This window comes from Burkholderia sp. AU15512, from assembly GCF_002223325.1.
GTDB lineage: Bacteria > Pseudomonadota > Gammaproteobacteria > Burkholderiales > Burkholderiaceae > Burkholderia.
The window spans coordinates 435,821-460,571 of record NZ_NKEX01000004.1 but is presented as its reverse complement, the minus strand read 5'-3'; the positions used below and the strand labels follow the sequence as shown (position 1 = coordinate 460,571).

The window sequence follows — 24,751 nt, the reverse complement described above, 5'->3', positions numbered from 1 at the left end:
TTATTCGTGTACAACGCTCTGCATTGCGGGCTTGCACAAAACACTGTTTTTTTATACAGTGTCTGCATTCGTGGGCAGCGCTTGAAAGTGGGCGCGCCTCTAACAGACGCTGCTCATCATAGCAAAGGACGATTCATGGAAGATAGCAAGAAGGGCTCCGGGATGACCGCCGAGAAGAGCAAGGCGCTGGCCGCCGCGCTTGCCCAGATCGAAAAGCAGTTCGGCAAGGGCTCGATCATGCGCATGGGCGACGGCGAGGCGACCGAGAACATCCAGGTCGTGTCCACGGGCTCGCTCGGTCTCGATATCGCGCTCGGCGTCGGCGGCCTGCCGCGCGGCCGGGTGGTCGAGATCTACGGTCCGGAATCGTCCGGTAAAACCACGCTGACGCTGCAGGTCATCGCCGAACTGCAGAAGATCGGCGGCACCGCAGCGTTCATCGACGCCGAGCACGCGCTCGACGTTCAATATGCAGCGAAGCTCGGCGTGAACGTGCCGGAGCTGCTGATCTCGCAGCCGGACACCGGCGAGCAGGCGCTTGAAATCACCGACGCGCTGGTGCGCTCGGGCTCGATCGACATGATCGTCATCGACTCGGTCGCGGCGCTCGTGCCGAAGGCCGAAATCGAAGGCGAGATGGGCGATTCGCTGCCGGGTCTGCAGGCCCGCCTGATGTCGCAGGCGCTGCGCAAGCTGACCGGCACGATCAAGCGCACGAACTGCCTGGTGATCTTCATCAACCAGATCCGGATGAAGATCGGCGTGATGTTCGGCAACCCGGAAACCACGACGGGCGGCAACGCGCTGAAGTTCTACTCGTCGGTGCGTCTCGACATCCGCCGGATCGGCTCGATCAAGAAGAACGACGAGGTGATCGGCAACGAAACCCGCGTGAAGGTCGTCAAGAACAAGGTGTCGCCGCCGTTCCGCGAAGCGATCTTCGACATCCTGTATGGCGAAGGCATTTCGCGTCAGGGCGAGATCATCGATCTCGGCGTGCAGGCGAAGATCGTCGACAAGGCCGGCGCCTGGTACAGCTACAACGGCGAGAAGATCGGCCAGGGCAAGGACAACGCGCGTGAATTCCTGCGCGAGAATCCGGAAATCGCACGCGAGATCGAGAACCGCATTCGCGAATCGCTTGGCGTGGTCACCATGCCCGACGGTGTAGTCCAGGACGAAGCCGAGGCGATGGACGAAGAAGAGTGATGGTCGGGCGCCGAGGTCAGGCTGGCGAGCCGGAGGAGAGCGACGCGCCGGAAACGGTGGGTCGCTCCGGCCGGCGAACCGGATCCTCGGGCGCCGATCGGCGGGGCGCAGGCAGCGATGCCGCGAACCGCACCGCGACGAGGGCATCCGACGATGCCCTCGTTTCGTTTGAGATTGCCGCACCGGACGATCCGTTCGACGACGATGAATCGTTCGACGCGCACGACCGCTCCCGCCGTCGTGTTTCCGGTGTCAGCTTCCCGGGTGATCGCGCAGCCGATGCATCGGCGCCGGCCAGGGAAGATGTCTATACGCGCAGCAGCCAGCATCCGCGCCGCACACGTCGCGCGTCGGGAGCTTCTTCCAGCACTGCATCAGGTGACGCTCCGGGCGCGACCGAGCGCAAGTCGTCGAACCCTCAACGATCGCTGAAGGGCCGCGCGCTCGGCTATCTATCCCGCCGTGAATACAGTCGCACGGAACTCGCGCGCAAGCTCGCGCCCTACGTCGGCGAAGACGAATCCGTCGATCCTGTGCTCGATGCGCTGGAACAGGAAGGCTGGCTGTCCGATGCGCGCTTTGCCGAGAGTCTCGTGCATCGTCGCGCGTCGCGTGTCGGCGTCGCACGCATCGTCAGCGAGCTGAAGCGTCATGCGGTGGGCGACACGCTCGTCGAAGAGGTGAATGCGCAGCTCCGCGAGACCGAATGGGCGCGTGCGCAGGCGGTCTGGCGCAAGAAATTCGGTGCACTGCCGCAAACGCCGGCCGAGCGTGCGAAGCAGGCGCGCTTTCTCGCCGCGCGCGGCTTCTCGAGTGCGACCATCGTGAAGTTGCTGAAGGCCGGCGACGATTTCCTGGTCGACGACTGATCGCACCGATCGCGCGCGTGGCGCGCGATTTTGCTGCAATGCAACCGCTTCCGGACAGGCGGGAATACCCGCCGTCGCGTCAAACTGTCTCAAATACCCAATATGCTAAAATCCTTGGGTTTTCCTCTTCGGCCTCAACCTCCAGCATGCCGCTATCCGAGCCCGTGCCCCGTCAGTTGCGACATCAACGCGCAATCCGAGCGGAAGCTTACGAGCGCGGCGACGGCTTGTGGGACATCGAAGCCTGCCTGACCGACCACAAGCCGCGCGATGTCGCGCTTGCGTCGGGCATCCGGCCCCAGGGCCTGCCGATCCACGAACTCTGGCTGCGCGTGACTATCGATCGTGACCTCAATGTCGTCGACGCCGAAGCGTCTTCGGAATGGGTTCCCTATCCCGGTCACTGTCAATCCGCCACTCCCGCCTATCGGGCCCTCATCGGGCTCAATCTCTTCCGCAATTTCCGCCGCAACGCGAACCGGCTGCTCGCCGGCGTCGCAGGCTGCTCCCATCTCACCGAACTGTGCGCCGTGCTGCCGACGGCAGCGATCCAGGCGTTCGCCGGTGACGTGTGGAACGTGCGCGAGGAGGGGGGCGAAGGGCCGGACCATGGCGGCGTGCACGACGAAGCGCCTTTCCAGCTCGGCCGCTGCCGGGCTTTGCGGTTCGACGGCGAGGTCGTGCGGCAGTACTACCCGCGCTGGTATGGCGCGAGCCGGCCGGACGTGCCCGGTGAAGGCAGCACGAAGGAATGAACGGAAATCATTCGAAGAAGCGTCTAAAGCGACTTTTCATCCAACTCTCAGACTGAAGGGAATCACGCATGAAGATTCACGAGTACCAGGGTAAGGAAATCCTGCGGAAATTCGGAGTCGCGGTACCGCGCGGCAAGCCGGCGTTCTCGGTTGACGAGGCCGTCAAGGTGGCAGAAGAGCTCGGCGGCCCGGTATGGGTCGTGAAGGCTCAGATTCACGCAGGTGGCCGTGGCAAGGGCGGCGGCGTGAAGGTGGCGAAGTCGATCGAGCAGGTCCGCGAATACGCGAACCAGATCCTCGGCATGCAGCTCGTCACGCACCAGACGGGCCCGGAAGGCCAGAAGGTCAACCGTCTGATGGTCGAAGAAGGCGCCGACATCAAGCAGGAACTGTATGTCAGCCTCGTCGTCGATCGCGTGACGCAAAAGATCGTGCTGATGGGTTCGAGCGAAGGCGGCATGGACATCGAAGAAGTTGCCGAAAAGCACCCGGAACTGATCCACAAGGTCATCGTGGAACCGTCGACGGGCCTGCTCGACGCGCAAGCCGACGACCTCGCCGCGAAGATCGGCGTGCCGGCTGCTTCGATCCCGCAAGCGCGCGCGATCCTGCAAGGCCTGTACAAGGCATTCTGGGAAACCGACGCATCGCTGGCCGAAATCAACCCGCTGAACGTCTCCAGCGACGGTAAGGTCATCGCACTCGACGCGAAGTTCAACTTCGACTCGAACGCGCTGTTCCGTCACCCGGAAATCGTCGCGTACCGCGATCTGGACGAAGAAGATCCGGCTGAAATCGAAGCGTCGAAGTTCGACCTCGCGTACATCTCGCTCGACGGCAATATCGGGTGTCTCGTGAACGGCGCGGGCCTGGCAATGGCGACGATGGACACGATCAAGCTGTTCGGCGGCGAACCGGCGAACTTCCTGGACGTCGGCGGTGGCGCGACCACCGAGAAGGTCACGGAAGCGTTCAAGCTGATGCTGAAGAACCCGGATCTGAAGGCAATCCTCGTGAACATCTTCGGCGGCATCATGCGCTGCGACGTGATCGCGGAAGGCGTGATCGCCGGTTCGAAGGCCGTGAACCTGAACGTGCCGCTCGTCGTGCGCATGAAGGGCACGAACGAGGACCTCGGCAAGAAGATGCTGGCCGATTCGGGCCTGCCGATCATCTCGGCGGACAGCATGGAAGAGGCTGCGCAGAAGGTCGTCGCGGCTGCCGCAGGCAAGTAACGCTATCGAATACGCATGGCGGCGCGGTTTGTACGCGACGCCCATCGAACAGAGGTCAAAATACATGTCGATTCTGATCAACAAGGACACGAAGGTCATCACGCAGGGCATTACCGGCAAAACCGGTCAGTTCCATACGCGCGCCTGCCGTGAATACGCAAACGGCCGCGAAGCATTCGTCGCGGGCGTGAACCCGAAGAAGGCCGGCGAAGATTTCGAAGGCATTCCGATCTACGCAAGCGTCAAGGAAGCGAAGGCGGAAACCGGCGCGACCGTGTCGGTCATCTACGTTCCGCCGGCAGGCGCAGCGGCTGCGATCTGGGAAGCGGTCGAAGCCGATCTGGATCTCGCGATCTGCATCACGGAAGGCATCCCCGTGCGCGACATGATCGAAGTGAAGGACCGCATGCGTCGCGAAGGCCGCAAGACGCTGCTGCTCGGGCCGAACTGCCCGGGCACGATCACGCCGGACGAACTGAAGATCGGCATCATGCCGGGTCACATCCACCGCAAGGGCCGCATCGGCGTCGTGTCGCGTTCGGGCACGCTGACGTATGAAGCGGTTGCCCAGCTGACGGCACTCGGCCTCGGCCAGTCGTCGGCAGTCGGTATCGGCGGCGACCCGATCAACGGTCTGAAGCACATCGACGTGATGAAGATGTTCAACGACGATCCGGATACGGACGCAGTCGTGATGATCGGCGAAATCGGTGGTCCGGACGAAGCCAATGCGGCGGAGTGGATCAAGGACAACATGAAGAAGCCGGTGGTCGGCTTCATCGCTGGCGTCACGGCGCCTCCGGGCAAGCGCATGGGCCACGCCGGCGCGCTGATCTCGGGCGGTGCGGATACGGCCGAAGCGAAGCTGGAAATCATGGAAGCGTGCGGCATCACCGTGACGCGCAACCCGTCGGAAATGGGCCGTCTGCTGAAGAAGGCGCTGTAATATTTCCCCTGGGTTCGTCCTGCAGAAAACGCCGGCTTTGCCGGCGTTTTTTGTTATGCTCGCGCAATGAATTCGTAAGCACCGGGCATGCATCGCGCATGTGCCGGCGATGAACCGGGCCGCCCGCGGGCGGCCGCCGTCCTGCCCTTCACGCCATGCTCGAATTCCTGACGTCGCTCCACTGGGGCGCCGTTCTCCAGATCGTCATCATCGATATCCTGCTCGGCGGCGACAACGCCGTCGTGATCGCGCTCGCGTGCCGTAACCTTCCCGCGAACCAGCGGTTGCGCGGCGTCGTCTGGGGCACCGCAGGGGCGATCCTGCTGCGTGTCGCGCTGATCACGTTCGCGGTCGCGCTGCTCGACGTGCCGTTCCTGAAGCTCGGCGGCGGGTTGCTGCTGCTGTGGATCGGCATCAAGCTGATGGCGCCGGCCGGCGATGCGCACGACGACATCAAGCCGGCCAGCCGGCTGTGGGACGCCGTGAAGACGATCGTGATCGCCGATGCGGTGATGAGCCTCGACAACGTGATCGCGATCGCGGGCGCGGCCGAACAGGCCGACCCGTCGCACCGGATCGCGCTCGTGATCTTCGGCCTCGTCGTCAGCGTGCCGATCATCGTGTGGGGCAGCACGCTGGTGCTGAAGCTGCTCGACCGTTTCCCGATCTTCGTGGCATTCGGCGCGGGACTGCTCGGATGGATCGCGGGCGGCCTGATCGTGAACGACCCGGTCGGCGACCGCTGGCCGGTGCTCGATACGCCGGAGGTCCTCTACGGTGCGAGCATCGCGGGCGCGCTGTTCGTGGTGGCGATCGGTTACACGCTCAGGAAGCGCCGCGACGTACCGCACGCGCACTGACATTGGCCGTCCGGCCGACTGCCGGATTCACGGCCTGCTGGCTACGATCGAGACGCCTGCCTTTACCGGCAGGCGTTTTTCGTTTCCGGAGCCTGCCATGTTCGAAGCCTTTTCCGTTTCCCTGTTCCGTCGCGTGGCCGCCGATCTGCGGCGCGCGAACCGGCCGTCGCCGCGCTGGCGGCCGGCCGGCTTCACGCTGATCGAACTGATGATCGTGCTGGCGATCGTCGGTGTGATCGCGGCCTATGCGATTCCCGCGTATCAGGATTACCTTGCGCGCTCGCGTGTCGGCGAAGGGCTCGCGCTTGCGTCGTCCGCGCGGCTCGCCGTCGCCGACAACGCCGCAAGCGGTGCGAGCCTCGACGGCGGCTACAGCCCGCCGGCCGGGACCCGCAACGTCGAATCGGTTGTGATCGACGGCGAGACCGGGCAGATCACGGTCGCGTTCACCACGCGCGTCGCCGCGGCCGGCACCAACACGCTGGTGCTCGTGCCGTCCGCGCCCGACAAGGCCGACTCGCCCACCGCACGCGTGCCGCTCAAAAAGGGCGCGATGCAGGCCGGCGCGATCGTGTGGGAGTGCTTCGCCGCCGGCAAGGGGGCGTCATCGCTGCCCGCGCCGGGGGCCGGGCCGCTGCCGGTCGACGCGGCGACGCTGCCCGCGAAATATGCGCCGGCGGAGTGTCGCGCCTAGTGTCGGAGGTGGAGCAGGGGCGGTGCGGGCAGCATGCCGGCCGCCTCGTCAGCCGGCCGGCGCGGCCACCCGGCGTCGGGTCGCGGCGCGAAGGCCCCGCACAGAGGGGGGAAAGTTTTGTATAGTGCGCCGGTTGCTGACATCCGGTTCGCTCATGCCTTCTACTTTTTCCCGTTCGTTGCCGCTCGTTGCGCTGGCTGTCGCCCTGATCGTGCCGTACGCGATCACGAATCACACGTATCCGATCCCGACCTTCTATTCCGAGTTTTCGGCGCTGGTGCTGTATCTGCTGGTGGGGGTGTCCGTCGTGCTGCTCGCGCGCACGGGCCGCCCGGCCGAGCCGTTTGCGGCGCCGGCCGCGTTCGTCGCGCCGCTTGGGTTCGCCGTGGTACTCATCGCGCAGGTCGCGCTGATCCCGCTCAAGGTGCCGTCGATGAACTGGCTGGCGGTCGGCTACCTCGCCGCCGCGCTGGTCGCGATGCAGGCCGGTTATGCGCTCGCGCGCGACGGGCTGGCCGAGGCCGTGTCGCGGATGATGGCCGGCGCGCTGCTCATCGGCGGCGTGTTCGCGGTCGGAACGCAGATCGTGCAGCTGTTCCACCTCGAGTCGGCGCTGTCGCCGTTCGTCGTGATATACAACGTCGCGGTCGATCGCCGTCCGTACGGCAACATGGCGCAGGCGAACCATCTGGCCAGCTACATCGCGTTCGCGCTCGCGGGCGCACTGTATCTCGTGCAGACGCGCCGGCTTGCGGCATGGGCGTGGCTCGCGCTGTCGATCGTGCTGTCCGCCGGCCTTGCGCTGACGGTGTCGCGCGGGCCGTGGCTGCAGGTCGCGGTGATGGTCGTCGCGGGCTTCTGGATGGCCTGGCTCGAATCGCGCCGCGCGCCGGGCAATGCGCGTGCGTGGGCGATCCCGGTCGTGCTCGCGGTGGCGTTCATCGCGGTGAACGTCGCGGTGCGCTGGGCGAACGTCCATTACCACCTGGGTCTCGCGGAATCCGCGGCCGACCGGATGCGTGACGCGGGGCAGATCGCACCGCGCCTCGCGCTGTGGAAGTACGGGCTCGCGATGTTCCGCGAGCATCCGCTACTCGGTGTCGGCTGGGGTGAATTCCCGTCGCACCAGTTCGCGCTCGTGCGCTCGCTCGGCGGCGTCGAGATCGCGAACAACTCGCACGACATCTTCATCGACCTGCTCGCGAAGTCCGGTCTCGTCGGCCTGGGCGTGCTCGTCGTCGCGCTCGTGACGTGGTTCGTGCGCGCGGTGCGCGCGCCGCAGTCGAGCATGCGCGTGTTCGGCTTCGCGCTGATCGGCATCCTGCTGATGCACGCGCTGGTCGAGTATCCGCAGCAGTACATGTTCTTCCTGTTGCCGGCCATGTTCGTGATCGGGCTGCTCGAGGTGAAGTCGCTGCGCATCCTGCCGGGGCGTGCGGCATTCGGGCTGTTCGCGGTGCTGTCGGTCGGCGGCGTGCTGGCGGCGGTGCCGGTGCTGCGCGACTACCAGCGCGCGGAAGTGCTGTATTACGGCAGCGATCCGGCAGCGCAGTACCGCGATGCGCCGTCGCTGCTGTTCGGCGCGTGGGGTGAATACGGTGCGGCCACGCTCCTCCCGATTTCGGCGGACGACCTGCCGGCCAAGCTCGCCGCCCATGAGCGCGCGATCGCGCTGCTGCCCGGCGAGACGGTGCTGCGCCGCTACGCGGCGCTGCAGGCGCTGGCCGGTCGCGAGGCCGACGCGCTCGACACCGTCGCACGCCTGCACGTGTTTGCGAAGGAGTTGAAGGACTGGCCGCAACAACTGGCCGCGCTGTACAAGCTGTGCGATCAGCAGCCGGCGCTGAAGCCGTTCAAGGCGGCGGTCGTCGCGAAATACGGCGAAGTTCCGGCCGATGCGGCCGACGACGAGGACGACGACGATTCGGATTGATGCGCGCAGCGCCTGCCGGAACGGGGAATTCCGGCATGTGCCGCGCCGCGACGGAGCGGCGGTGCGCGTCGGGCGTTAGCGCCCGGCGCGAACACGGCGATTCCGGCCGCGCATCGATTAGCTCGCGGATTGCATGGATTCCGGCTGAAGGCACGGCGATTCGCGTCAACCATTGTCAAATCGCCGCCGCTTGCCGGGCAGGGCGTGCACAATGCGCGAAAGCGCTCGCGTGCCGACCCGTGTGAGGCGAGGGTAGCGCGAACACAGGCAAAGCCCGGGCTACCCGGGAAGTCCGCCACGCAGGATCGCGGCCGAGCATCGATCGGCCGTGCGGCCGTAACGGGGCGCCGGTCCGATGGCCGCGGCGCAGTGTGATGCATGCGATGCGGCCGGGCGACGTGTTCCGGTGCGCGGCGCGTGTGTCCGGAACAGTGCTGAAGAACGATATTCGACCATGGCTATTCGCTCGACCTACCTGATCCTGCCCGCCGTCGCGATGCTGTTTTCCGGCTGCGCGATGCTGACGTCGTCGCAGGAAAGCAAGCTGACCTGTCACATTCCACGCGCCGTCTATCCGGATACCGCGAAGCCGCTCACGCGCCCGGCGACCGTGCTCGTGCGCGCGCTGATGACGACGTCCGGCGAAGCGCAGAACGTCACCGTGACGACGAGCAGCCGCAATGCGGCGGCCGACCGCGCGGCTGTCGACGCGATGACGCACGCGACCTGCGTGCAGACGGGCGCGACCGCGAACCCGTTCCTGCTGACCCAACCGTTCGTGTTCGAGCCGCAGCGCGGTAACTGACGAACCTGGGGAACCAGCATACGGTTCGGTGCTGAAGCGCCAGGGTCGTGCTGCGGCACGGTGGCTTGGGCGCATTCCGCAATCCGAGTTCTCGTCGAGCACGTAGTCGTTCTCTGAATGGAACACCGTGCGTTGCGCAGCCGAGCCGTTGGCCGGTGCGACCGCGACCTGCCCGCCAGGTTGCGCCGAGAGCCGGAATCCGCTGCCATACGCGTCGCCAGCCGCCGTTTTCCCATGCATACGCGGTTAGCAGGTTGTCGTCGCCGCATGCGATGTCGAAGCCGGCGCGCACGAACAGCATCGGGCGGGACGTGCCACCGCGTTCGACGTCGACGTCCGGATTGCGGCCGAACGCCGATTCGCCGTTTTTCGGCTGGACGGGCCGGCACGCCGAACGCCGCCGCGAGCGTGCGCTTCAGTGCGGCCGGATCGACCTGCTCGTCGCTGCACGCGAGCCACGCATCGATCGTGCCGACGAGCGCCTGCTTGTACGCACGCAGCGCAGCGATTTCTGCATCGAACGGAGTCCCCAGGCGTAGCGAGGGGATTCAGTCTTTTGAGGCGGGGGTATTTCTCACCGGAAACGACAGCTTCTTCAGTCTTTTGTCGAGCAGCGAATAGAGCGTGTTCGAATCCGGGTCGAAGTACCGACCTTGATAGGCGATTCTGTCGTCATGCTGTTTCCAGGTCATGCCTGCGTCGGTGCTGCTGAACATCAGTGGGACCGGCGGATCATCGATTGCCTGCTGGGGATCGGTCGCATATACGAGCAACAGGCCGTCGCGTCCCACATCGAGATCACGCTGGATGAGCTTCTTGTCAAATGTCGTCAATTGCCGGACGTGCTCAGGTCGCGTGTTCGTCCACGTTGAAAGCACGCCGGTCCGGTGTGTGTGATCCGGTGTAGCGTCGTTGCCGCTCTCGCTGTCGAGCAGAGACAGCGCGTAAAGCGCATAGCCGCCTGCCGTGGCCGGCGTCGACGCGAGTCGGGTGACGGTCTGGATCGGCAGGACAGCATCCGGGACGAACGTCTGCTGATCCGGCGCGAGCCGGTAGACCACGCTGCGGGCGGGGGCCGTCGCAGACCGGTCGACATGGTAAGCCACGCGCAGAATGCCGTCGGGGCCAAGACTCACCGCGTTGAACTTGCGCTGAGGGGCACCGGGGACGACTGCATCCGGCGGTAGTGCAATCCGCTGCCAGGACTCGCCGCCGTCGGACGTCCGCCGGACGGCAGGGCCCCAGCCGATCGCGTAGCCTTGCTGCGCATCGATGAAGAGGAGCTGATGGATATCTTCGGGTTCGGGCCATGGGAGTGGCGACCAATGGCGGCCGCCGTCGAGCGATTTCCAGACACGGGTTTGCTGCGAGACGAGGTCGTCTGCGGAGCCCGGCGACGTGTAGCTCATCTGGCCGACACTGATCAAGTGCACATGACCGTCTCGCGAATGCCACCATGCGGTGTGCTGACCGGGTACTTGCAAGAAGCGCTGCAGTCCCCGATCGAGCGTGCCCCGGAAGAAATTCGCGGTGCGCCGATTCAGGGTTTCTCTCGCACTGTTCATCCATGCTTCGGTGGGTTCGGCGACCATCGGGTCTTTCCACTCGCTGACGGGCTTCAGCGTCACCACGGGATCGGCGATCGTGAACGACATGATCTCGTTGCCGGTGACGTAGAAATCCCCGACGCCTGACGACCCGTCGGGCCCCGTAATCCGCGACGAAACGGTTTCCCATCGAGGGCCGGTGCTTTCGTACAGCAGAATCAATGCGACGCTGCCGATCGCGATCGCGGCCAGTCGCTCCAGTCGAGATCGATTTCGCATAGGGCTGGCTGACGTCGGCGGAGGGATCATGAGGCGCGTCATGCGCGGGCGTCGTCCGATTCTGCGGACGCGGCCCGCGGCGAGCGTGTCAGGCGGCAATCAGAATTGCCGTTTGCGCAGCGTATAGGCGAAAACCGAATAGAGCGTATTCGTTTCCGGGTCGAAGTAGCCGCCCTGTGAAGCCTTGTCGGCGGCATGCCGCCAGGTCTTGCCGCCGTCGGTGCTGCTGATCGTCTGGTCAATCGGCGAGCCGCCGCCGTTTGCGGTGTTCGGATCGGTCGCGTGGACCAGCACGACACCGTTGCGACCCACGCTCAGTCCATTGAGCGTCAGCGGGTTGTCGAACGCGTGCAGTTCCTGGATGTGGTCGGGGTGCTCGCTGGTCCAGGTCGAAATGACGCCCGCGCCACGGCCGCTGCCAGATGCGCTGCTGGTGCGTGACAACGCATACAGCGCGTAATCCCGGACGGGTGCCGGTGGCGATTCGAGACCGACGACTTGTCCGGGCAGTACCGCTTCCTGGGCGAAGTCATGCTGGCTCCACCCGAGCCGCCAGACGATGGTTGCCGGTTGCGGATGCTCGGCGTCCTCGACCTGATAGGCAATGCGCAAAACACCGTCGGGGCCGAGATTGATGCTGTCGAAAGTCCGCCTCGGCTTGCCTTGCACGGCGGCACCGGGCGGCTCCTTGATTTCCTGCCACGATTGCCCGCCGTCTGCCGTGCGCCACACGCGTGGTCCCCAGCCGATGGCGTAGCCCCGTTGCGTATCGATGAACAGCAGCCGGTTGACGTTGCGGTTCGCCGGCCATTCGAGTTGGGACCAGTGCTGGCCGCCGTCGCTCGATTTCCAGAGTCTGGTTGTCTGAGGGGCCGCTCCGTCGTCGGGGCGCGGCGCCTTGTAATCCATCCAGCCGGTGCTGACGTACAGGACCTGCCAGTCAGGCGAATACCACCAAGACGCGGTCTGGCCCGGTTGTTGGAAGTGGCGTGCGACGCCGCCGCCCAGCGTGCCGCGCAGAAAGCTGACGGTCGACCGGTTCAGCCGCTCGTTCGAATCGTCCATCCAGGGCTCGGCGAACTCCGCGACGTCAGGGTTCTTCTGCTCGCTTTCCGGCTTGAACCTGAGTTCCGGTCTGGCAATCTTCAATGAGATGAAGTCGTTGCGATGCACTCGAAATGCGCCCGCACCGTACGGCTTGTCGTTGCGCATGAATTCCGTTGATACCGTGTCCCACCCTGAAGTCATTTCCGTGTATCCGTAAATAGCGATCGGCAGAACAAGAACGCATCCCGCGACCCAAAGCCATCGTGTGCCTTTTCGCATGTCACTTCACCAGCAGTCTTCCGAGCGCCTTGCCGACCGGATCGTCGACGTCCCAGTCCTCGGCCTTTTTCCGTGCAACGGGGATGGCCGAATCTCGAGCCTGTCCCCATGTCTTTCCGTCGCCCCATTCCTGGATGTTCGGACGCATCCCGATCTTGACGAGATCCATGATCGGCAGGTCCGCCAATCCCCCGTCGAGGTAGGCCATCGGGTGCGTCTTGAACGCGAACTCCTTGAATTTCTCGTTGTTCATTTCCAGTTCGAACTGTGGCCAGGTCATATCGACACCGCCGTTTCCCGGTGTCGGGCTGGCCATCTGGATCGTGTCGCCCATCATGTTCTGGTTCAGGCCGTCTTCCATGTTGGCCTGCAGCAGCTTCCGTGCCTTGTTCAACCACGCTTTCCCTTGCGCGGACAGTCGCGGGAGGAGGTTGGCGCCGTAGTCAGAGCAATAGTAGTAGCCGTAGCTGATGTAGTAGTCGGGTGGCTTATGTCCGCATCCGATATGACGCATCATGAAGTTGCCATGACGCGACCAGTCGGAATTCGAGCTTTCTGGCTTGATCAGTTCCTCGCGCCGGTGGAGGAGTTTGTGCGCCGCGTCCGAGTCTGTCCACGGATCCCACGAAAGCGCGAAACCCTTGATGGTCGACCAGATGCTCGACATGCTGACCTTTTCGACAGTCTCCAGATAAGCGCCATGCAGCGGCCGATAGTAGAACGGACAGGTGCCGACAATCCATTTCGGCGCCGGCGTCACATGCTTGTCGCAGATGTTGATCTGCACCTTGGGCCGATCCTTGTAATCCGTCGGGGTCAGCATTGCCGCGCCGGTGCCGAGCACCTTGTCCTGTTGTCCGTCAGCCATTCGATTTCCCTAAAAACTTGACGACGACGTCATGCGGCACGTGGCTCTGCGTGAGCCCCGTCTCGCCTGCCGCGTTGGTGACGCCTTCCGAGATCAGCGTGCCGTTCGAGAACATCTGGTATCGCGTGTTCGCGACCGGAATGTCGGTGCCGGCCCAGTGTGCGATGAACGCCTGGTCGTAGTTGCCGCTCGAGTTCGGCAGTGTCGGCATGGTTTGCGACAGGTGAGTGGGGCCGCTGAACGCATGCTGCGCGCCCTTGATGTCGATCTTGCCGGGCGCGTGCACTTCGATGTTGCCGTTCGCGATGCGGATATAGGCGCCGCCGGACGTCAGCAGGATTTCCTTCGCCGCGGCACCTTCGATCGATTGCGTGACGGCGATCAGCTTCAGCGCCTTCTGCGCGGTCAGCTCGATATTGTCTGCCTGCGCCTGCACTTCGACCTTGCCCTTGCCGGCGAACAGCTTGATCCCCGCGTTCTGCGCGAACAGGCTGATCCGGTCGAGGACACTCGCGATCAGCGATTTCCCGGCCGCGACGTGCGTGCTCTGTCCGCTGACGAGGTTGACGTGCTGGTCCGCGGCGAACTGCACCGATTGCTGTGTCGACAGTGCGATGCCGGCCGGGCTGCCGAACAGCATCACGGGTTCCTTGAATGCATTGGCGCTGCCGGCTCCGCCGCCGCCGGTTCGCCCGCCCGACGCGCTGCCGCTCACGCTGTTCTGCGTCGCATCGGTGAACTGCTTCAGCGCCGCGTGGCCGGGGTCGAGCGACTCGCCCTGATGCTGCGCGCTGACCCCCGACATCGCTTCCATCAGGCCTTCCGCCGTGACGAGCTGCTGTTGCGTCTCCTTGACGTCGAGCGGCTGGCTCGCCGGTTGTTTCGGATGCGTGGTGACGTACAGGCCGCGGTTCGCGCGAACCGCGCCGAAGGCGTCGGAGCGCAGGTCGAACCCGCTGCCGAGGTAGCGGCCGCGGTTGTTGCCCGTGTGGTCGATCAGGTAGCCGAGGTGCAGGTGCGTGTTGGCCTGGCTGCTGTACAGGTGCACACGGTTCTGCGCGGTCGCGTCGTCGAGCACCAGCTGGTTGTAACCGGCGCCCGCGTATTCCTTCGATCGGTACCCGGACAGGATGCCGTTGCTGTGCCATTGCGGGCTCGTCGCCCCGTTGTACAGCTTCCCGACGACGATCGGGCGGTCGCAGTCGCCGCCGAGGAAATCGACGAGCACTTCCTCGCCGCTGCGATGGGGGTGCACGGCGCCATAGCCGTTGCCCGAATCCGATGCGGCGGCGCGCAACCAGCACGAGGCCTTCTCGTCGCCGTCGTTGAGGCGATCCCAGTGGAAGCGGACCTTGATTCGATTGAGTTCGTCGGTGTGGACTTCCTCGCCTTGCGGCGCGACGACGATCGCCGACTGCAGATGCATCGGCGGCTTGGGGTGGTCGAACGGGCTGCGGAACGGCACCGTGGTGCGCTGCGCTTCGATGCTGACCTGGAAAATGCCCGCGCTGCCGTCCGGATGCAGGACATGCGGCAGGTCGGTGCCGCCGGCCTGCACGAGGTCGTCGATTTCGGCCTGCAGGCTGTGCGGGAACCCGGCCTGTCGATCGGCGACGGGCAGGTTGTTGGCGATCAGCCACGTCGTTTCGATCACGGCGAAGCGGCGCTGGCCGGCATCGTCCTTGTCGTGTTCGGGGTGATCCGCCAGCTCGAACGTGCGTCCCGCGTCCATGCGCCGGACGCCGCCGATACCGTGAAAGCGCTTCGCGAGCGACTCCTGTTCCTCCATCCAGATCTTCGACAGATGGTCGCCGCGAGACTGTTCGGGGTACGTGTAGGCCCCGGTGTATTCGTAGACTTCGAGTTGCTGCGGCAGGTCGCCCTGGTTCGCGATCGTCGGCAGGTGAGTCGCCTTCGGATTCGATGCGGTGGGCGGCTGCTTGTAGTCGAACGTGCGCGTCGTGCGCGCGACGCTGCGCAGTGTGCGCGTGCCGGAGAACTGGACGAGCGTGTCGGCCTCGTCGTGTGCGCCGGCGTGATGAAAGCGCAGGGTCTGTGGCGCTAGGGCGGGCAGTGCGTCGATCCGGTCGACGATGACGAGCTTGTGCGACTTGCCGTCCTGCGCCTGCTCCCAGAAGCCGTACAGGCCTTCCGATTCCATCAGGCGGTGCACGAAGTTCCAGTCGTCCTCGTATTGCATGCAGAACGAACGGGACGGCAGCGGCTGGTAGAGCCTGAAGTCGAAACAGCCCTTGGCCTGCGGATGCTGGTTCAGGACGTCGGTGATGATCTCGTCGGCGGACTTGTCCTGCCAGATGCGCTGGTCGCGGCGGAACCTCAGGAAGTGCAGGAACGAGGCGAAGACGATCTGGTAGTGCGTGAGGCCGCTGTCCGACCCGAGCCGGCGGGCAGCGTGCACGTACCCGTGGTGCGGCGCGTACGACTTGTCGGCCTGCTGGATCCGCAGTGTCACCGGCTGCGCGATCAGCTTCTTGAGTTCGATGTCATCGGACACCGACACGGCGTCGACCGCAAACTCGAAATGCCGTCCGAGCCGGGATCGCCCCTTGACGCGATGGGGCAGCAGGACGTCAGGGCCGAGCGGCGTCTCCAGTTTGACGAGTCGCTCGTCCTGGATCGGCCCGGCCAGCAGTGCGCTTCTCAATGCTTGCGAATTCATTACCCGTGCTCGCTTTTTTTGTGCTGGGTCGCACGCTCTCTCGTGCGGAATCCCGTAATTGTATGAGATAAGCGACGGATATCTCGAATTTGCCCTTCAACGGCATTTCAAATCTGGTCGGATCGTCGGCCTGGCGGGCAACGCGCGCACGTCATCCGGCCGGGCAAGGGCTGGCCGTCAGCGGTTCCGGCCGGATCGACCGCCGCAGGGCCACTCAACCCGCCGGTTCCTCCGCCTTCCAGTCCCCCGACTTCCCGCCGCGCTTCTCGCGCACGCTCACATCGGTGATCACCATCCCGCGGTCGACGGCCTTGCACATGTCGTAGACGGTCAGCAGCCCGACCTGCACGGCGGTCAGCGCTTCCATCTCGACGCCGGTGCGCCCGAACGTCTCGACCTGCACGACGCAGTGGACGCCCGGCAGCGCGTCGTCGAGGTCGAACTCGACGGCCACGCGCGTCAGCGCGAGCGGATGGCACAGCGGGATCAGGTCGGCCGTGCGCTTGGCGCCCTGGATGGCCGCGATGCGCGCGACGCCGAGCACGTCGCCTTTCTTGGCCTTGCCGTCGCGGATCAGCGCGAACGTGGCCGGCAGCATCCGGATCGTGCCGCGCGCGATCGCGATGCGTTGGGTTTCCTGCTTGCCGCCGACGTCGACCATGTGCGCATGGCCGGCGGCGTCGAAATGGGTGAGTCCTGACATGTCTTCCTCTAGTGGAACGGCGTGCGCGAGCGCGTCCCGCGATCGCGCATCGCGATTGGCCGGGGCATCGCATCCTGTCTCTGCGCCCCGCTCCGATCCAGCGGTTCAACGGGCGCCTATCATAGCAGTGGCATGCGCGGCGCCGGGGACGCAGATGGCGTCCATGCCGAACGGGACAGTCACGCTGCCGCCGGTACAATGACCCGAATATTCAGACCAAACGCCGCGATGCGCGCCGGGCGCGCGGGACGGCGTCGCTTTCATCCTGCCATGCGTGTCAAACAGTTGCTTGCCGTGTCGCTGTCGGTGGCGCTCGCATGGCCGCCGAGCGGCCGTGCGCAGAGCGCGTCCGCGCCGCCGCTCGAATCGGCGGCCGACGGCGCGCGGTCGATTTCCACCGTGCCGTCCGGCATCGCGGCCGGCGTGTTCGGCACGTACGGCGGCGCGGAGAGCCGGTTTTCGGACGCGGGCGGCGCGTCGGCGCCGGCCGCGAGCCTGCGCGCGCCGCTTCGCGCGCTGGAGCTGCCCGACCTGGGCGACGGCTCCGGCGGTTCGCTGACGCCGCAGGCCGAGCGCCGGCTCGGCGAGCGCGTGATGCGCGAAGTGCGGCGCGACCCCGACTATCTCGACGACTGGCTCGCGCGCGACTACCTGAACGCGATGGCGGCACGGCTCGCGGCCGCGGCTGCCGCGCGCTTCATCGGCGGCTATATGCCGGACTTCGACCTGTTCCCGGTGCGCGATCCGCAGATCAACGCGTTCTCGATGCCGGGCGGCTTCATCGGGATCAACAGCGGGCTCGTCGTCACGACACAGACGGAGTCGGAACTCGCATCGGTGGTCGGCCACGAGATGGGGCACGTGCTGCAGCGGCACATCGCGCGGATGATCGGTGCGAACGAGAAGACCGGCTATACGGCGCTCGCGACGATGCTGCTCGGCGTGCTGGCCGGCGTGCTCGCGAGAAGCGGCGACCTCGGCAGTGCGATCGCGGTGGGCGGGCAGGCGTATGCGGTGGACAACCAGCTGCGCTTCTCGCGGTCGGCCGAGCGCGAGGCCGATCGCGTCGGTTTCCAGCTGCTCGCGGGCGCGGGCTATGACCCGTACGGGATGCCGGGCTTCTTCGAGCGGCTCGACCGCGCGTCGATGGGCGATGCGGGCGTGCCGGCCTACGCGCGTACGCACCCGCTGACCGGCGAGCGGATCGCCGACATGGAGGATCGCGCGCGCCGCGCGCCGTACCGGCAGCCGCGCCAGTCGCCCGAATACGGGTTCGTGCGTGCGCGGCTGCGCGTCCTGCAGAACCGTGCGCCGACCGACATCGCGGCCGAGGCGCGGCGGATGCAGTTCGAGATCGACGATCGCACCGCGCCGAACGTCGCGGCGAACTGGTACGGCATCGCACTCGCGGATGCGCTGCTCGGCGAGTACGACGCAGCCGGCAAGGCGCTCGCGTCGGCACGCAGTGCGTTCGACGCCCGCGAGCGGCGCGAGGACGATCCGGCGACGAGCTCGCCGAGCCTCGACGTCCTGGCCGCCGACATCGCGCGCCGCGCGGGGCGGGCCGACGACGCGGTGCGGCTCGCGGCGCTCGCGCAGCGCCGCTGGCCGGCGTCGCACGCGGCGATCGTCGCGCATCTTCAGGCGCTGATCGCGGCGCGCCGTTTCGCGGACGCGCAGGCGCAGGCACGCGCGCAGGCGAAGGCCGACCCCGAGCAGCCGGACTGGTGGGACTATCTCGCGAAGGCGAGCGACGGCAAGGGTGACCTGCTGGCGCGGCGCCGTGCGCTCGCGGAGAAGCTCGCGCTCGACGGCGCGTGGCCGTCGGCGATTCGCCAGCTGAAGGAGGCGCGCGACGCGAAGGACGTGTCGTTCTACGAGCAGTCGATGATCGGCGCTCGGCTGCTGGAATTCGAAGCGCGCTACAAGGAAGAGCGCGAAGACGAGAAGAACGGCCGCGGGTAGCGGCCGGCGCGCGGCAAGCGCGGGCGAGACCGCTGTGGGTCAGTTGCCGCTGTCAGCCGTGTCGCGTGCCTGTTGCGCCGGGCTTGCGACATAGCCGAATCGCGCAGGCACGTCCGCGCAGACGATGCTGCCGAGCGGCAGCGTGTGGCCGTCGCGCCAGCGCAGCACCGGTGGCGCGGCATCGAAATCCACGTGATCGGCGAACAGCCCGAGGTCATGGTCATGCAGCGCCGCGATGCGCGGCGCTGCGCCCGCCGCGCGAAACAGCACGCCCCCCGCGTCGTCGAGCCAGGCTTCGTCCGGTTCGAACGGCGTGCCGGTCTGGTCGGTGAGCGTGAGCTGTCCGTCGCGCTCGGCGAGCCGGACGACCCACGGCGTATAGGCGAGCTCGACGTACACGCGCTGCGGCCCGTTCTGGAAGAACCACTGGCCCTGCGCGTCGCATTCGTAGTTGCGGCCGATGAACGCGTTCAGCGCCGCATGCCGGATCGGCGAGCCGAGTTCGCCGGCCGCCTGCGCCGCGTCGTCGCGCAGCCGCCATTCGCCGCGCCGGTCGAGCAGCAGCCAGCCGGTACAGTGCGGCACGTTCGGCCACTTGGCGAGGGCCTGCCTGACGATGTCATCCATGGTCGACGAATTTGGAGCAATAGCCGAACACCCGCGCCGACAGCCAGTCGAGACGGCCGGGGAACGGCCCGGTCATGAATCCCGCGTGCCCGCCGGCCGCGGGCTGGTCGAGCTCGACGGCCGGCGATACGTCGGCCGGACCCGGCAGCGCCGATTCAGGCAGGAACGGGTCGTTGCGGGCGTTGAGGATCAGCGTCGGCACGTCGATTGCGGGGAGCAGCGGCCGTGTCGTTGCTTTGGTCCAGTAATCGTCCGCGTTCGCGAAACCGTGCAGCGGCGCGGTCACGATCTCGTCGAAGTCGCGCATCGTCACGGCCTGCAGCATGGCTTCACGGTCGAACAGCCCCGGGTACTGGTCGAGTTTCGCGAGCGCCTTGCGCTTGAGCGTTTTCAGGAAGCTGCGCGTGTAGACCATCGCAAAGCCTTGCGACAGCGCGCGCCCGCCGGCGTGCACGTCGATCGGCGTCGAGATCGCGGCGGCCGCCCGCAGGATCGACGTGTCGCTGCGATGCTCGCCGAGCCAGCGCAGCAGCACGTTGCCGCCGAGCGACACACCGGCCGCGACGAGCGGCCCGCGATGCTGCGCGGCGAGCCGGCGCAGGATCCAGTCGACTTCGGCGCTGTCGGCGAGATGGTAGAAGCGCGGCTGGCGGTTGATCTCGCCGCTGCAACTGCGGAAGTGCGGCACGACGGCGTGCCAGCCCTTCGCGCGCGCGGCGGCCATCATCGCGAGCGCGTAGTGTGACCCGGAGCTGCCTTCGAGGCCGTGGAACAGCACGAACAGCGGCGCATCGGGCCGCGGCGCCGCGCTGTCGAGATGCGCGACCCAGTCGAGATCGATGAAGTCGTGGTCGGGGGTTTCCCATCGCTCTCGTCGGTAAGCGACGACGGGACGCCGCGCGAACAGCGCGGGCACGATGGTTTGCGCATGGCTGTTGGGCAGCCAGCGTGGTGCGCGATAGCGCAGTATGTCGTCGTCGGGGGCCGGAGCCCCGGTCAGCGGCGAGGTGGGCGGAGAAGCCGTACTCATGATCGCCCCGCGTATGCGTTGCTTCGTCTTTTCGTCAGTGCAGCGGACCCTGCCCGTGACGGATCTTCGCGGCGAATTGTCCGGCCGCTTGTTCGGGAATCGGGCTCGCGTGAATGTGCGCGATGCGCCACTCGCCACGTTCGTGAATCATCACGTACGTCGCGAAAACCATGTCGGGTTCGGCCGTCAGGTCGGCCTGCTGATGCGCTTCGGCGATCGTATAGACGACCGTGCCGAGGCTGTCGTACACGCGGATGTCGAGCGGCTCGATCGTCACGGGGCGCGTGGCGAGCCGGTTGGCGAGCCCGCTGCGGATCTGGTCGAGGCCGTGCAGATGCTCGCCGTCCGCCCATACGCAGCTGGCGAAATCCTCGTCGATCCACAGTCCCAGCAGCGCGTCGAGATTGGCATCGGCGACGGCCTGGTAGTAGGCGTTCAGCGTATCGGCGGCGGCTTCGAAGAGGCGGGCAAAACGTGGCATCGGGGTTATCTCTCGCGCGCGTCGCGCGCCGTATTCAGCACGGCGGCCCGGATGGAGCCGCCGTACACCGGTGAATCGGATTGCCCGGCGCGCCGTGCGACGCTGCCGGCCAGGGTCAGCGCTGCCCGACGAGCATGCCGCGCAAATCGCCGAATACCTGCTCGGGACCGAGTTCGCGCAGGCACTTCAGGTGGCCGAGCGGGCACTCGCGTTCGAAGCAGGGACTGCATTCGAGATGAAGCCATTGTACCTTCGCCAGGTCCGACAGCGGAGGGGTGTGGCGCGGATCGGTCGATCCGTACAGCGCGACGAGCGGCCGGCGTAGCGCGGCGGCAACGTGCATCAGCCCCGAATCGTTGGTGACCACCGCGTTCGCGCGCGCGATCAGCGCGCACGCCTCCGACAGCGACGTCTGTCCGCACAGGTTGCGCACGTTCGGCGCGTGGTCGGCGATTGCCTGCGCGGCCGCGGCGTCCTTCTGCGAGCCGAGCGCGACGATCTGCGTGTACGGGAACGACTGGTGGACGATGGTGGCGAGCGACGCGAAGTGCTCGGGCGGCCAGCGCTTGGCCGGGCCGTATTCCGCGCCCGGGCAGAACACGACGAGCGGCTTGCGCGTATCGAGATTGAAACGGGCGGACACGCGCGCCGTCTCGTTGAGATCGGCGTCGAGGCGCGGCGCGGGCAGCGTCTTCATCGACTCGGGCAGCTTCGCGCCCGGTGCGTACGCGAGCGCCGCGTAGTGGGTTGTCATCGGCGGCCGCTCGCCCGATTTGTCCGGGTTCGCGTGCCGCACGTTCAGCAGCCCGTAGCGGTGCTCGCCCGTGTAGCCGACCCGCAGCGGGATGTTCGCGAGCCACGGGATCACCGCGGATTTCAGCGAATTCGGCAGCACGTACGCCGCGTCGTAGCCGACGTCGCGCAGGTCGCTCGCGAGCTGCCAGCGGCGCAGCAACTGCAGCTTGCCGTGCGCGAGATCGGTCGCGTAGACATCGTGGATCTCGGGCATCCGCTCGAGCACGGGCGCGACCCACGAGGGCGCGACGGCATCGATCGCGATGCGGGGATGGTTTTTCTTCAGCAGCGCAAAAAGCGGCTGCGCCATCAATGCGTCACCGATCCAGTTCGGTGCGATAACCAGCGCTCGACGCATCAGGTCGACTTCCGATGTCGTAATGAAGCACGGCGCCCAGGCGCCGCGTTCGGGTTGCCAGAATGGAGAACGGCGGCGCGCCGGCAATCCGGCTGCGCCGCCTGGGCGATCGGCGGGCCTGCATCAGCCTGCAGGCCCGGCCGCCGGGGCTCAGTGGCCCTTGACGACCTCGCCGTCACGCAGCTTGTAGCGCGTGCCGCAGTACGGGCAGCGTGCCTCGCCGTGCGAGACGTCGATGAAGACGCGCGGGTGGGCGCTCCAGCGCGCCATGGCCGGGTTCGGGCAGTACGCGGGAAGATCCTTGGCCGTCAGCTCGACCAGCGGCATTTCCTTGATTTCACTCATGAGACTTTCTCTTATCACTCTTTTGTGGGGCGGTCGGTGGCGCAGCGCGCTCAGACCTTCGTCAGCCAGTTCGCGTACTTCGCGTTCTTGCCCGACACGATATCGAAAAACGCCGACTGGAGCTTTTCCGTGACGGGGCCGCGCGCGCCGCTGCCGATCGTGCGGTTGTCGAGCTCGCGGATCGGCGTGACTTCAGCGGCCGTGCCGGTGAAGAACGCCTCGTCGGCCGTGTAGACCTCGTCGCGCGTGATGCGCTTCTCGATCACCTCGATGCCGGCGTCCTTCGCGAGCGTGATGACGGTATCGCGCGTGATGCCGTCGAGGCACGACGACAGGTCGGGCGTGTACAGCTTGCCGTTGTTCACCAGGAAGAAGTTCTCGCCGGAGCCTTCCGACACGTAGCCGTCGACGTCGAGCAGCAGCGCTTCGTCGTAGCCGTCGGCGGTGGCTTCCTGGTTCGCGAGGATCGAGTTCACGTACCAGCCCGACGCCTTCGCGCGCACCATCGACACGTTCACGTGGTGGCGCGTGAACGACGACGTCTTCACGCGGATGCCCTTCGCGAGGCCTTCCTCGCCGAGGTACGCGCCCCACGGCCATGCGGCGATCGCGACGTGGATCGTGTTGCCCTTCGCGGCCACGCCGAGCTTTTCCGAGCCGACCCAGATGATCGGGCGCAGGTAGCACGACTCGAGCTGGTTCTCGCGCACGACTTCGAGCTGCGCGGCTTCGAGCGTTTCCCGGTCGAACGGCACGTCCATCTGGAAGATCTTCGCCGAATTCAGCAGACGTTTCGTGTGCTCGTACAGGCGGAAGATCGCGGTGCTGCCGTCGGCCGACTTGTACGCGCGCACGCCCTCGAAGACGCCCATGCCGTAGTGCAGCGTGTGGGTCAGGACGTGGATCTTGGCGTCGCGCCAGTCGATCAGCTTGCCGTCCATCCAGATCTTGCCGTCGCGGTCGGCCATTGACATAGATTTCTCCTGGGATGCGGTTGTATGCAGCGTTGAGCCGGAAAGACGCATATTTTAGCGTCATTTGAAGGCGATCCGGTCGGTCGGCGCGGGGCCGGCGCTATAATCGCCCGGTACCGATTCCAATAACGACGGGTCGACCCGGCAGGAGGCGCCGGCGCCCCGACGAACCGCCCGCTGCGGCCCGCTTCCCATGCTCGCTCGATTGTCCGCCACCGACCGCTTCGCGCTGATCCAGGGCGCGCGCGACTATTCCCCGACGCTGATGGCGATTTTCTCGTGGGGGCTCGTCACCGGCATCGCGATGAGCAAGTCGGTCATGACACTCTGGCAGGCGAGCGCGATGTCGCTGCTGGTCTACGCGGGCTCGTCGCAGCTCGCGGTGCTGCCGCTCCTCGCGGCGAAGCTGCCGATCTGGACCATCCTGCTCACGGCCGCGATGGTCAACACGCGCTTCGTGATCTTCAGCGCCGGGCTTGCTCCCCATTTTTCCTACCTGCCGCTGTGGCGGCGCCTCGCGATCGGCTATTTCAACGGCGACGTGATCTACCTGCTGTTCCAGAAACAGGGCTTCGCGTACGGCCACGTGCCCGGCAAGGAAGCGTACTTCTGGGGGATGGCGCTCGCGAGCTGGCTGTCGTGGCAGGTGTCGTCGCTCGCCGGCATCCTGCTCGCGAGCTTCTTTCCCGCGAGCTGGGGGCTGGAACTGGCCGGCACGCTCGCGCTGATCCCCATCATGGTGTCGGCGGTCGCGAACCGCTCGACGCTCGCGGCCGTCGCGGTCGCCGGTATCGTGTCGCTCATCGCGTTCGACCTGCCGTACCGGCTCGCGCTGCCGCTCGCGGTGCTCGCCGCGCTCGCGGCCGGCTGCACGGCCGATTTCTTCGTCGAGCGGGCCGACTGGCGGCGCATCCGCACCGAAACCGTGCCCGAAAAGGAAATCGAATGAGCGCGACGGAAATCTGGATCGTCATCATCGGGATGACGATCGTCACGGCCGTCACGCGCGCGCTGTTCCTGATCGGCGGCGAACGCACCGTGCTGCCCGAGCGCGCGCAGCGCGCGATGCGCTACGCGCCGGCGGCGGCCCTGGTCGCCGTCGTGCTGCCCGACGTGCTCGAAACGCCGGCCGGGCTGTCGTTCGCGCTGTCCAACCATCCGTTCTACGCGGCGCTCGCCGGCCTCGGCTGGTTCCTGTGGCGGCGCAGCATGCTCGGCACGATCGTCGTCGGGATGCTCGTCTTCACCGCGCTGCGCCTGGTCTTCTGATGGGCCGCCGCTCAGGCCCGCCGGGCGCCGGCCGCCTGCGCGCGTGCATTACTGCGTTGCAGCAATGGGTCCGTTTCCGCGCGCGATCCCAAATAGGCGGAATTCGCCGCCCGCGGGTCAGTCTGCCGGATGGATCGGCTAGAATGCCCGTTCGAGATTTTTTACCCGTGCGCGTCATGCGAACCGCCAGCCACGGCC

23 protein-coding genes and 1 pseudogene are annotated in these 24,751 nt (G+C 66.3%); 12 read left to right on the top strand and 12 right to left on the bottom strand.

Annotation, left to right across the window (positions count from 1 at the left end; genetic code table 11):
- Nucleotides 1-135: 135 nt before the first annotated feature.
- From recA to CFB43_RS14680, 9 genes are all read left to right on the top strand, one after another.
- Nucleotides 136-1,209 (top strand): recombinase RecA, encoded by a 1,074-nt coding sequence (recA, locus tag CFB43_RS14720; protein WP_089495563.1) that lies wholly within the window; start codon nt 136-138, stop codon nt 1,207-1,209.
- Nucleotides 1,209-2,078: a recombination regulator RecX gene (recX, locus tag CFB43_RS14715; protein WP_089495562.1), complete on the top strand. Its 870-nt coding sequence runs from the start codon at nt 1,209-1,211 to the stop codon at nt 2,076-2,078. The genes recA and recX overlap by 1 nt, the downstream gene beginning before the upstream one ends.
- A gap of 146 nt (nt 2,079-2,224) precedes the next feature.
- On the top strand, nt 2,225-2,833 hold the full coding sequence (locus CFB43_RS14710) for a DUF2889 domain-containing protein (RefSeq protein ID WP_089473498.1): 609 nt from the start codon (nt 2,225-2,227) through the stop codon (nt 2,831-2,833).
- A gap of 68 nt (nt 2,834-2,901) precedes the next feature.
- Nucleotides 2,902-4,068 (top strand): ADP-forming succinate--CoA ligase subunit beta, encoded by a 1,167-nt coding sequence (gene sucC, locus CFB43_RS14705; protein WP_011353083.1) that lies wholly within the window; start codon nt 2,902-2,904, stop codon nt 4,066-4,068.
- Between the two features lie 64 nt (nt 4,069-4,132).
- Nucleotides 4,133-5,014, top strand: a complete 882-nt coding sequence (gene sucD, locus CFB43_RS14700) for a succinate--CoA ligase subunit alpha (RefSeq protein WP_006477916.1) — start codon at nt 4,133-4,135, stop codon at nt 5,012-5,014.
- 155 nt (nt 5,015-5,169) lie between these two features.
- Entirely contained in the window at nt 5,170-5,874 is a 705-nt protein-coding gene (locus CFB43_RS14695) for a TerC family protein (protein ID WP_089473497.1), read from the top strand.
- 97 nt (nt 5,875-5,971) lie between these two features.
- A complete protein-coding gene (locus CFB43_RS14690; RefSeq protein ID WP_089495561.1) occupies nt 5,972-6,568 on the top strand; it encodes a pilin in 597 nt (198 codons plus the stop codon).
- A 154-nt stretch (nt 6,569-6,722) separates the two neighbouring features.
- Nucleotides 6,723-8,501, top strand: a complete 1,779-nt coding sequence (locus CFB43_RS14685) for a PglL family O-oligosaccharyltransferase (protein ID WP_089495894.1) — start codon at nt 6,723-6,725, stop codon at nt 8,499-8,501.
- 454 nt (nt 8,502-8,955) lie between these two features.
- The gene (locus CFB43_RS14680) at nt 8,956-9,306 is read left to right on the top strand and encodes a TonB family protein (RefSeq protein ID WP_089495560.1); all 351 of its coding nucleotides are present in this window, start codon (nt 8,956-8,958) and stop codon (nt 9,304-9,306) included.
- 84 nt (nt 9,307-9,390) lie between these two features.
- On the opposite strand, the pseudogene CFB43_RS38835 reads toward CFB43_RS14680, so the two are convergent.
- The 6 genes and pseudogenes from CFB43_RS38835 to moaC form a co-directional block, all read right to left on the bottom strand.
- Nucleotides 9,391-9,809: pseudogene (locus CFB43_RS38835) on the bottom strand (hypothetical protein); the annotation flags it as partial.
- 45 nt (nt 9,810-9,854) lie between these two features.
- Nucleotides 9,855-11,174 carry a WD40/YVTN/BNR-like repeat-containing protein gene (locus CFB43_RS14670; protein ID WP_256989993.1) on the bottom strand — a complete coding sequence of 440 codons (1,320 nt, stop codon included), beginning with the start codon at nt 11,172-11,174 and terminating at the stop codon, nt 9,855-9,857.
- A gap of 57 nt (nt 11,175-11,231) precedes the next feature.
- A complete protein-coding gene (locus CFB43_RS14665) occupies nt 11,232-12,380 on the bottom strand; it encodes a WD40/YVTN/BNR-like repeat-containing protein (protein ID WP_089495558.1) in 1,149 nt (382 codons plus the stop codon).
- A gap of 79 nt (nt 12,381-12,459) precedes the next feature.
- Nucleotides 12,460-13,326 (bottom strand): hypothetical protein, encoded by an 867-nt coding sequence (locus CFB43_RS14660; RefSeq protein WP_089495557.1) that lies wholly within the window; start codon nt 13,324-13,326, stop codon nt 12,460-12,462.
- Entirely contained in the window at nt 13,319-16,006 is a 2,688-nt protein-coding gene (locus CFB43_RS14655) for a type VI secretion system Vgr family protein (protein WP_089495556.1), read from the bottom strand. The genes CFB43_RS14660 and CFB43_RS14655 overlap by 8 nt, the downstream gene beginning before the upstream one ends.
- Before the next feature lie 214 nt (nt 16,007-16,220).
- Complete coding sequence (gene moaC, locus CFB43_RS14650) at nt 16,221-16,709, bottom strand: cyclic pyranopterin monophosphate synthase MoaC (protein WP_089495555.1); 489 nt, start codon at nt 16,707-16,709, stop codon at nt 16,221-16,223.
- 270 nt (nt 16,710-16,979) lie between these two features.
- Between moaC and CFB43_RS14645 the strand changes: the two genes are divergently transcribed.
- Nucleotides 16,980-18,674 (top strand): M48 family metalloprotease, encoded by a 1,695-nt coding sequence (locus tag CFB43_RS14645; RefSeq protein ID WP_089495554.1) that lies wholly within the window; start codon nt 16,980-16,982, stop codon nt 18,672-18,674.
- A 39-nt stretch (nt 18,675-18,713) separates the two neighbouring features.
- On the opposite strand, the gene CFB43_RS14640 is transcribed toward CFB43_RS14645, so the two are convergent.
- The 6 genes from CFB43_RS14640 to CFB43_RS14615 form a co-directional block, all read right to left on the bottom strand.
- Nucleotides 18,714-19,301 carry a DUF2946 family protein gene (locus CFB43_RS14640; protein ID WP_089495553.1) on the bottom strand — a complete coding sequence of 196 codons (588 nt, stop codon included), beginning with the start codon at nt 19,299-19,301 and terminating at the stop codon, nt 18,714-18,716.
- Complete coding sequence (locus CFB43_RS14635; RefSeq protein WP_089495552.1) at nt 19,294-20,331, bottom strand: hydrolase; 1,038 nt, start codon at nt 20,329-20,331, stop codon at nt 19,294-19,296. The genes CFB43_RS14640 and CFB43_RS14635 overlap by 8 nt, the downstream gene beginning before the upstream one ends.
- A 34-nt stretch (nt 20,332-20,365) precedes the next feature.
- Nucleotides 20,366-20,812, bottom strand: coding sequence for a nuclear transport factor 2 family protein (locus CFB43_RS14630; protein ID WP_006749968.1), 447 nt, complete (start codon nt 20,810-20,812; stop codon nt 20,366-20,368).
- A gap of 115 nt (nt 20,813-20,927) precedes the next feature.
- Complete coding sequence (waaF, locus tag CFB43_RS14625) at nt 20,928-21,965, bottom strand: lipopolysaccharide heptosyltransferase II (protein ID WP_041492938.1); 1,038 nt, start codon at nt 21,963-21,965, stop codon at nt 20,928-20,930.
- Between the two features lie 150 nt (nt 21,966-22,115).
- Nucleotides 22,116-22,310 carry a zinc-finger domain-containing protein gene (locus tag CFB43_RS14620; RefSeq protein ID WP_006749970.1) on the bottom strand — a complete coding sequence of 65 codons (195 nt, stop codon included), beginning with the start codon at nt 22,308-22,310 and terminating at the stop codon, nt 22,116-22,118.
- Nucleotides 22,311-22,360: 50 nt separating this feature from the next.
- Nucleotides 22,361-23,284 (bottom strand): branched-chain amino acid transaminase, encoded by a 924-nt coding sequence (locus CFB43_RS14615; protein ID WP_089473488.1) that lies wholly within the window; start codon nt 23,282-23,284, stop codon nt 22,361-22,363.
- A gap of 193 nt (nt 23,285-23,477) precedes the next feature.
- Between CFB43_RS14615 and CFB43_RS14610 the strand changes: the two genes are divergently transcribed.
- Together CFB43_RS14610 and CFB43_RS14605 are read left to right on the top strand one after the other, a co-directional pair.
- Nucleotides 23,478-24,233 (top strand): AzlC family ABC transporter permease, encoded by a 756-nt coding sequence (locus tag CFB43_RS14610; protein WP_089495551.1) that lies wholly within the window; start codon nt 23,478-23,480, stop codon nt 24,231-24,233.
- A complete protein-coding gene (locus CFB43_RS14605) occupies nt 24,230-24,553 on the top strand; it encodes an AzlD domain-containing protein (RefSeq protein ID WP_069248754.1) in 324 nt (107 codons plus the stop codon). Before CFB43_RS14610 ends, CFB43_RS14605 begins: the two co-directional genes overlap by 4 nt.
- Nucleotides 24,554-24,751: the final 198 nt, after the last annotated feature.

Bases quoted from the DNA above. Each gene is read 5' to 3' on its own strand.
- CFB43_RS14690 (WP_089495561.1), top strand. From the start codon at position 5,972: ATGTTCGAAGCCTTTTCCGTTTCCCTGTTCCGTCGCGTGGCCGCCGAT.
- CFB43_RS14655 (WP_089495556.1), bottom strand. From the start codon at position 16,006: ATGAATTCGCAAGCATTGAGAAGCGCACTGCTGGCCGGGCCGATCCAG.
- CFB43_RS14710 (WP_089473498.1), top strand. From the start codon at position 2,225: ATGCCGCTATCCGAGCCCGTGCCCCGTCAGTTGCGACATCAACGCGCA.
- waaF (WP_041492938.1), bottom strand. From the start codon at position 21,965: ATGCGTCGAGCGCTGGTTATCGCACCGAACTGGATCGGTGACGCATTG.
- CFB43_RS14670 (WP_256989993.1), bottom strand. From the start codon at position 11,174: ATGACGCGCCTCATGATCCCTCCGCCGACGTCAGCCAGCCCTATGCGA.
- CFB43_RS14610 (WP_089495551.1), top strand. From the start codon at position 23,478: ATGCTCGCTCGATTGTCCGCCACCGACCGCTTCGCGCTGATCCAGGGC.
- moaC (WP_089495555.1), bottom strand. From the start codon at position 16,709: ATGTCAGGACTCACCCATTTCGACGCCGCCGGCCATGCGCACATGGTC.
- CFB43_RS14665 (WP_089495558.1), bottom strand. From the start codon at position 12,380: ATGACTTCAGGGTGGGACACGGTATCAACGGAATTCATGCGCAACGAC.
- sucC (WP_011353083.1), top strand. From the start codon at position 2,902: ATGAAGATTCACGAGTACCAGGGTAAGGAAATCCTGCGGAAATTCGGA.
- CFB43_RS14630 (WP_006749968.1), bottom strand. From the start codon at position 20,812: ATGCCACGTTTTGCCCGCCTCTTCGAAGCCGCCGCCGATACGCTGAAC.
- CFB43_RS14685 (WP_089495894.1), top strand. From the start codon at position 6,723: ATGCCTTCTACTTTTTCCCGTTCGTTGCCGCTCGTTGCGCTGGCTGTC.
- CFB43_RS14695 (WP_089473497.1), top strand. From the start codon at position 5,170: ATGCTCGAATTCCTGACGTCGCTCCACTGGGGCGCCGTTCTCCAGATC.
- sucD (WP_006477916.1), top strand. From the start codon at position 4,133: ATGTCGATTCTGATCAACAAGGACACGAAGGTCATCACGCAGGGCATT.
- recX (WP_089495562.1), top strand. From the start codon at position 1,209: ATGGTCGGGCGCCGAGGTCAGGCTGGCGAGCCGGAGGAGAGCGACGCG.
- CFB43_RS14645 (WP_089495554.1), top strand. From the start codon at position 16,980: ATGCGTGTCAAACAGTTGCTTGCCGTGTCGCTGTCGGTGGCGCTCGCA.
- CFB43_RS14680 (WP_089495560.1), top strand. From the start codon at position 8,956: ATGGCTATTCGCTCGACCTACCTGATCCTGCCCGCCGTCGCGATGCTG.
- CFB43_RS14605 (WP_069248754.1), top strand. From the start codon at position 24,230: ATGAGCGCGACGGAAATCTGGATCGTCATCATCGGGATGACGATCGTC.
- CFB43_RS14635 (WP_089495552.1), bottom strand. From the start codon at position 20,331: ATGAGTACGGCTTCTCCGCCCACCTCGCCGCTGACCGGGGCTCCGGCC.
- CFB43_RS14620 (WP_006749970.1), bottom strand. From the start codon at position 22,310: ATGAGTGAAATCAAGGAAATGCCGCTGGTCGAGCTGACGGCCAAGGAT.
- CFB43_RS14640 (WP_089495553.1), bottom strand. From the start codon at position 19,301: ATGGATGACATCGTCAGGCAGGCCCTCGCCAAGTGGCCGAACGTGCCG.
- CFB43_RS14615 (WP_089473488.1), bottom strand. From the start codon at position 23,284: ATGTCAATGGCCGACCGCGACGGCAAGATCTGGATGGACGGCAAGCTG.
- recA (WP_089495563.1), top strand. From the start codon at position 136: ATGGAAGATAGCAAGAAGGGCTCCGGGATGACCGCCGAGAAGAGCAAG.
- CFB43_RS14660 (WP_089495557.1), bottom strand. From the start codon at position 13,326: ATGGCTGACGGACAACAGGACAAGGTGCTCGGCACCGGCGCGGCAATG.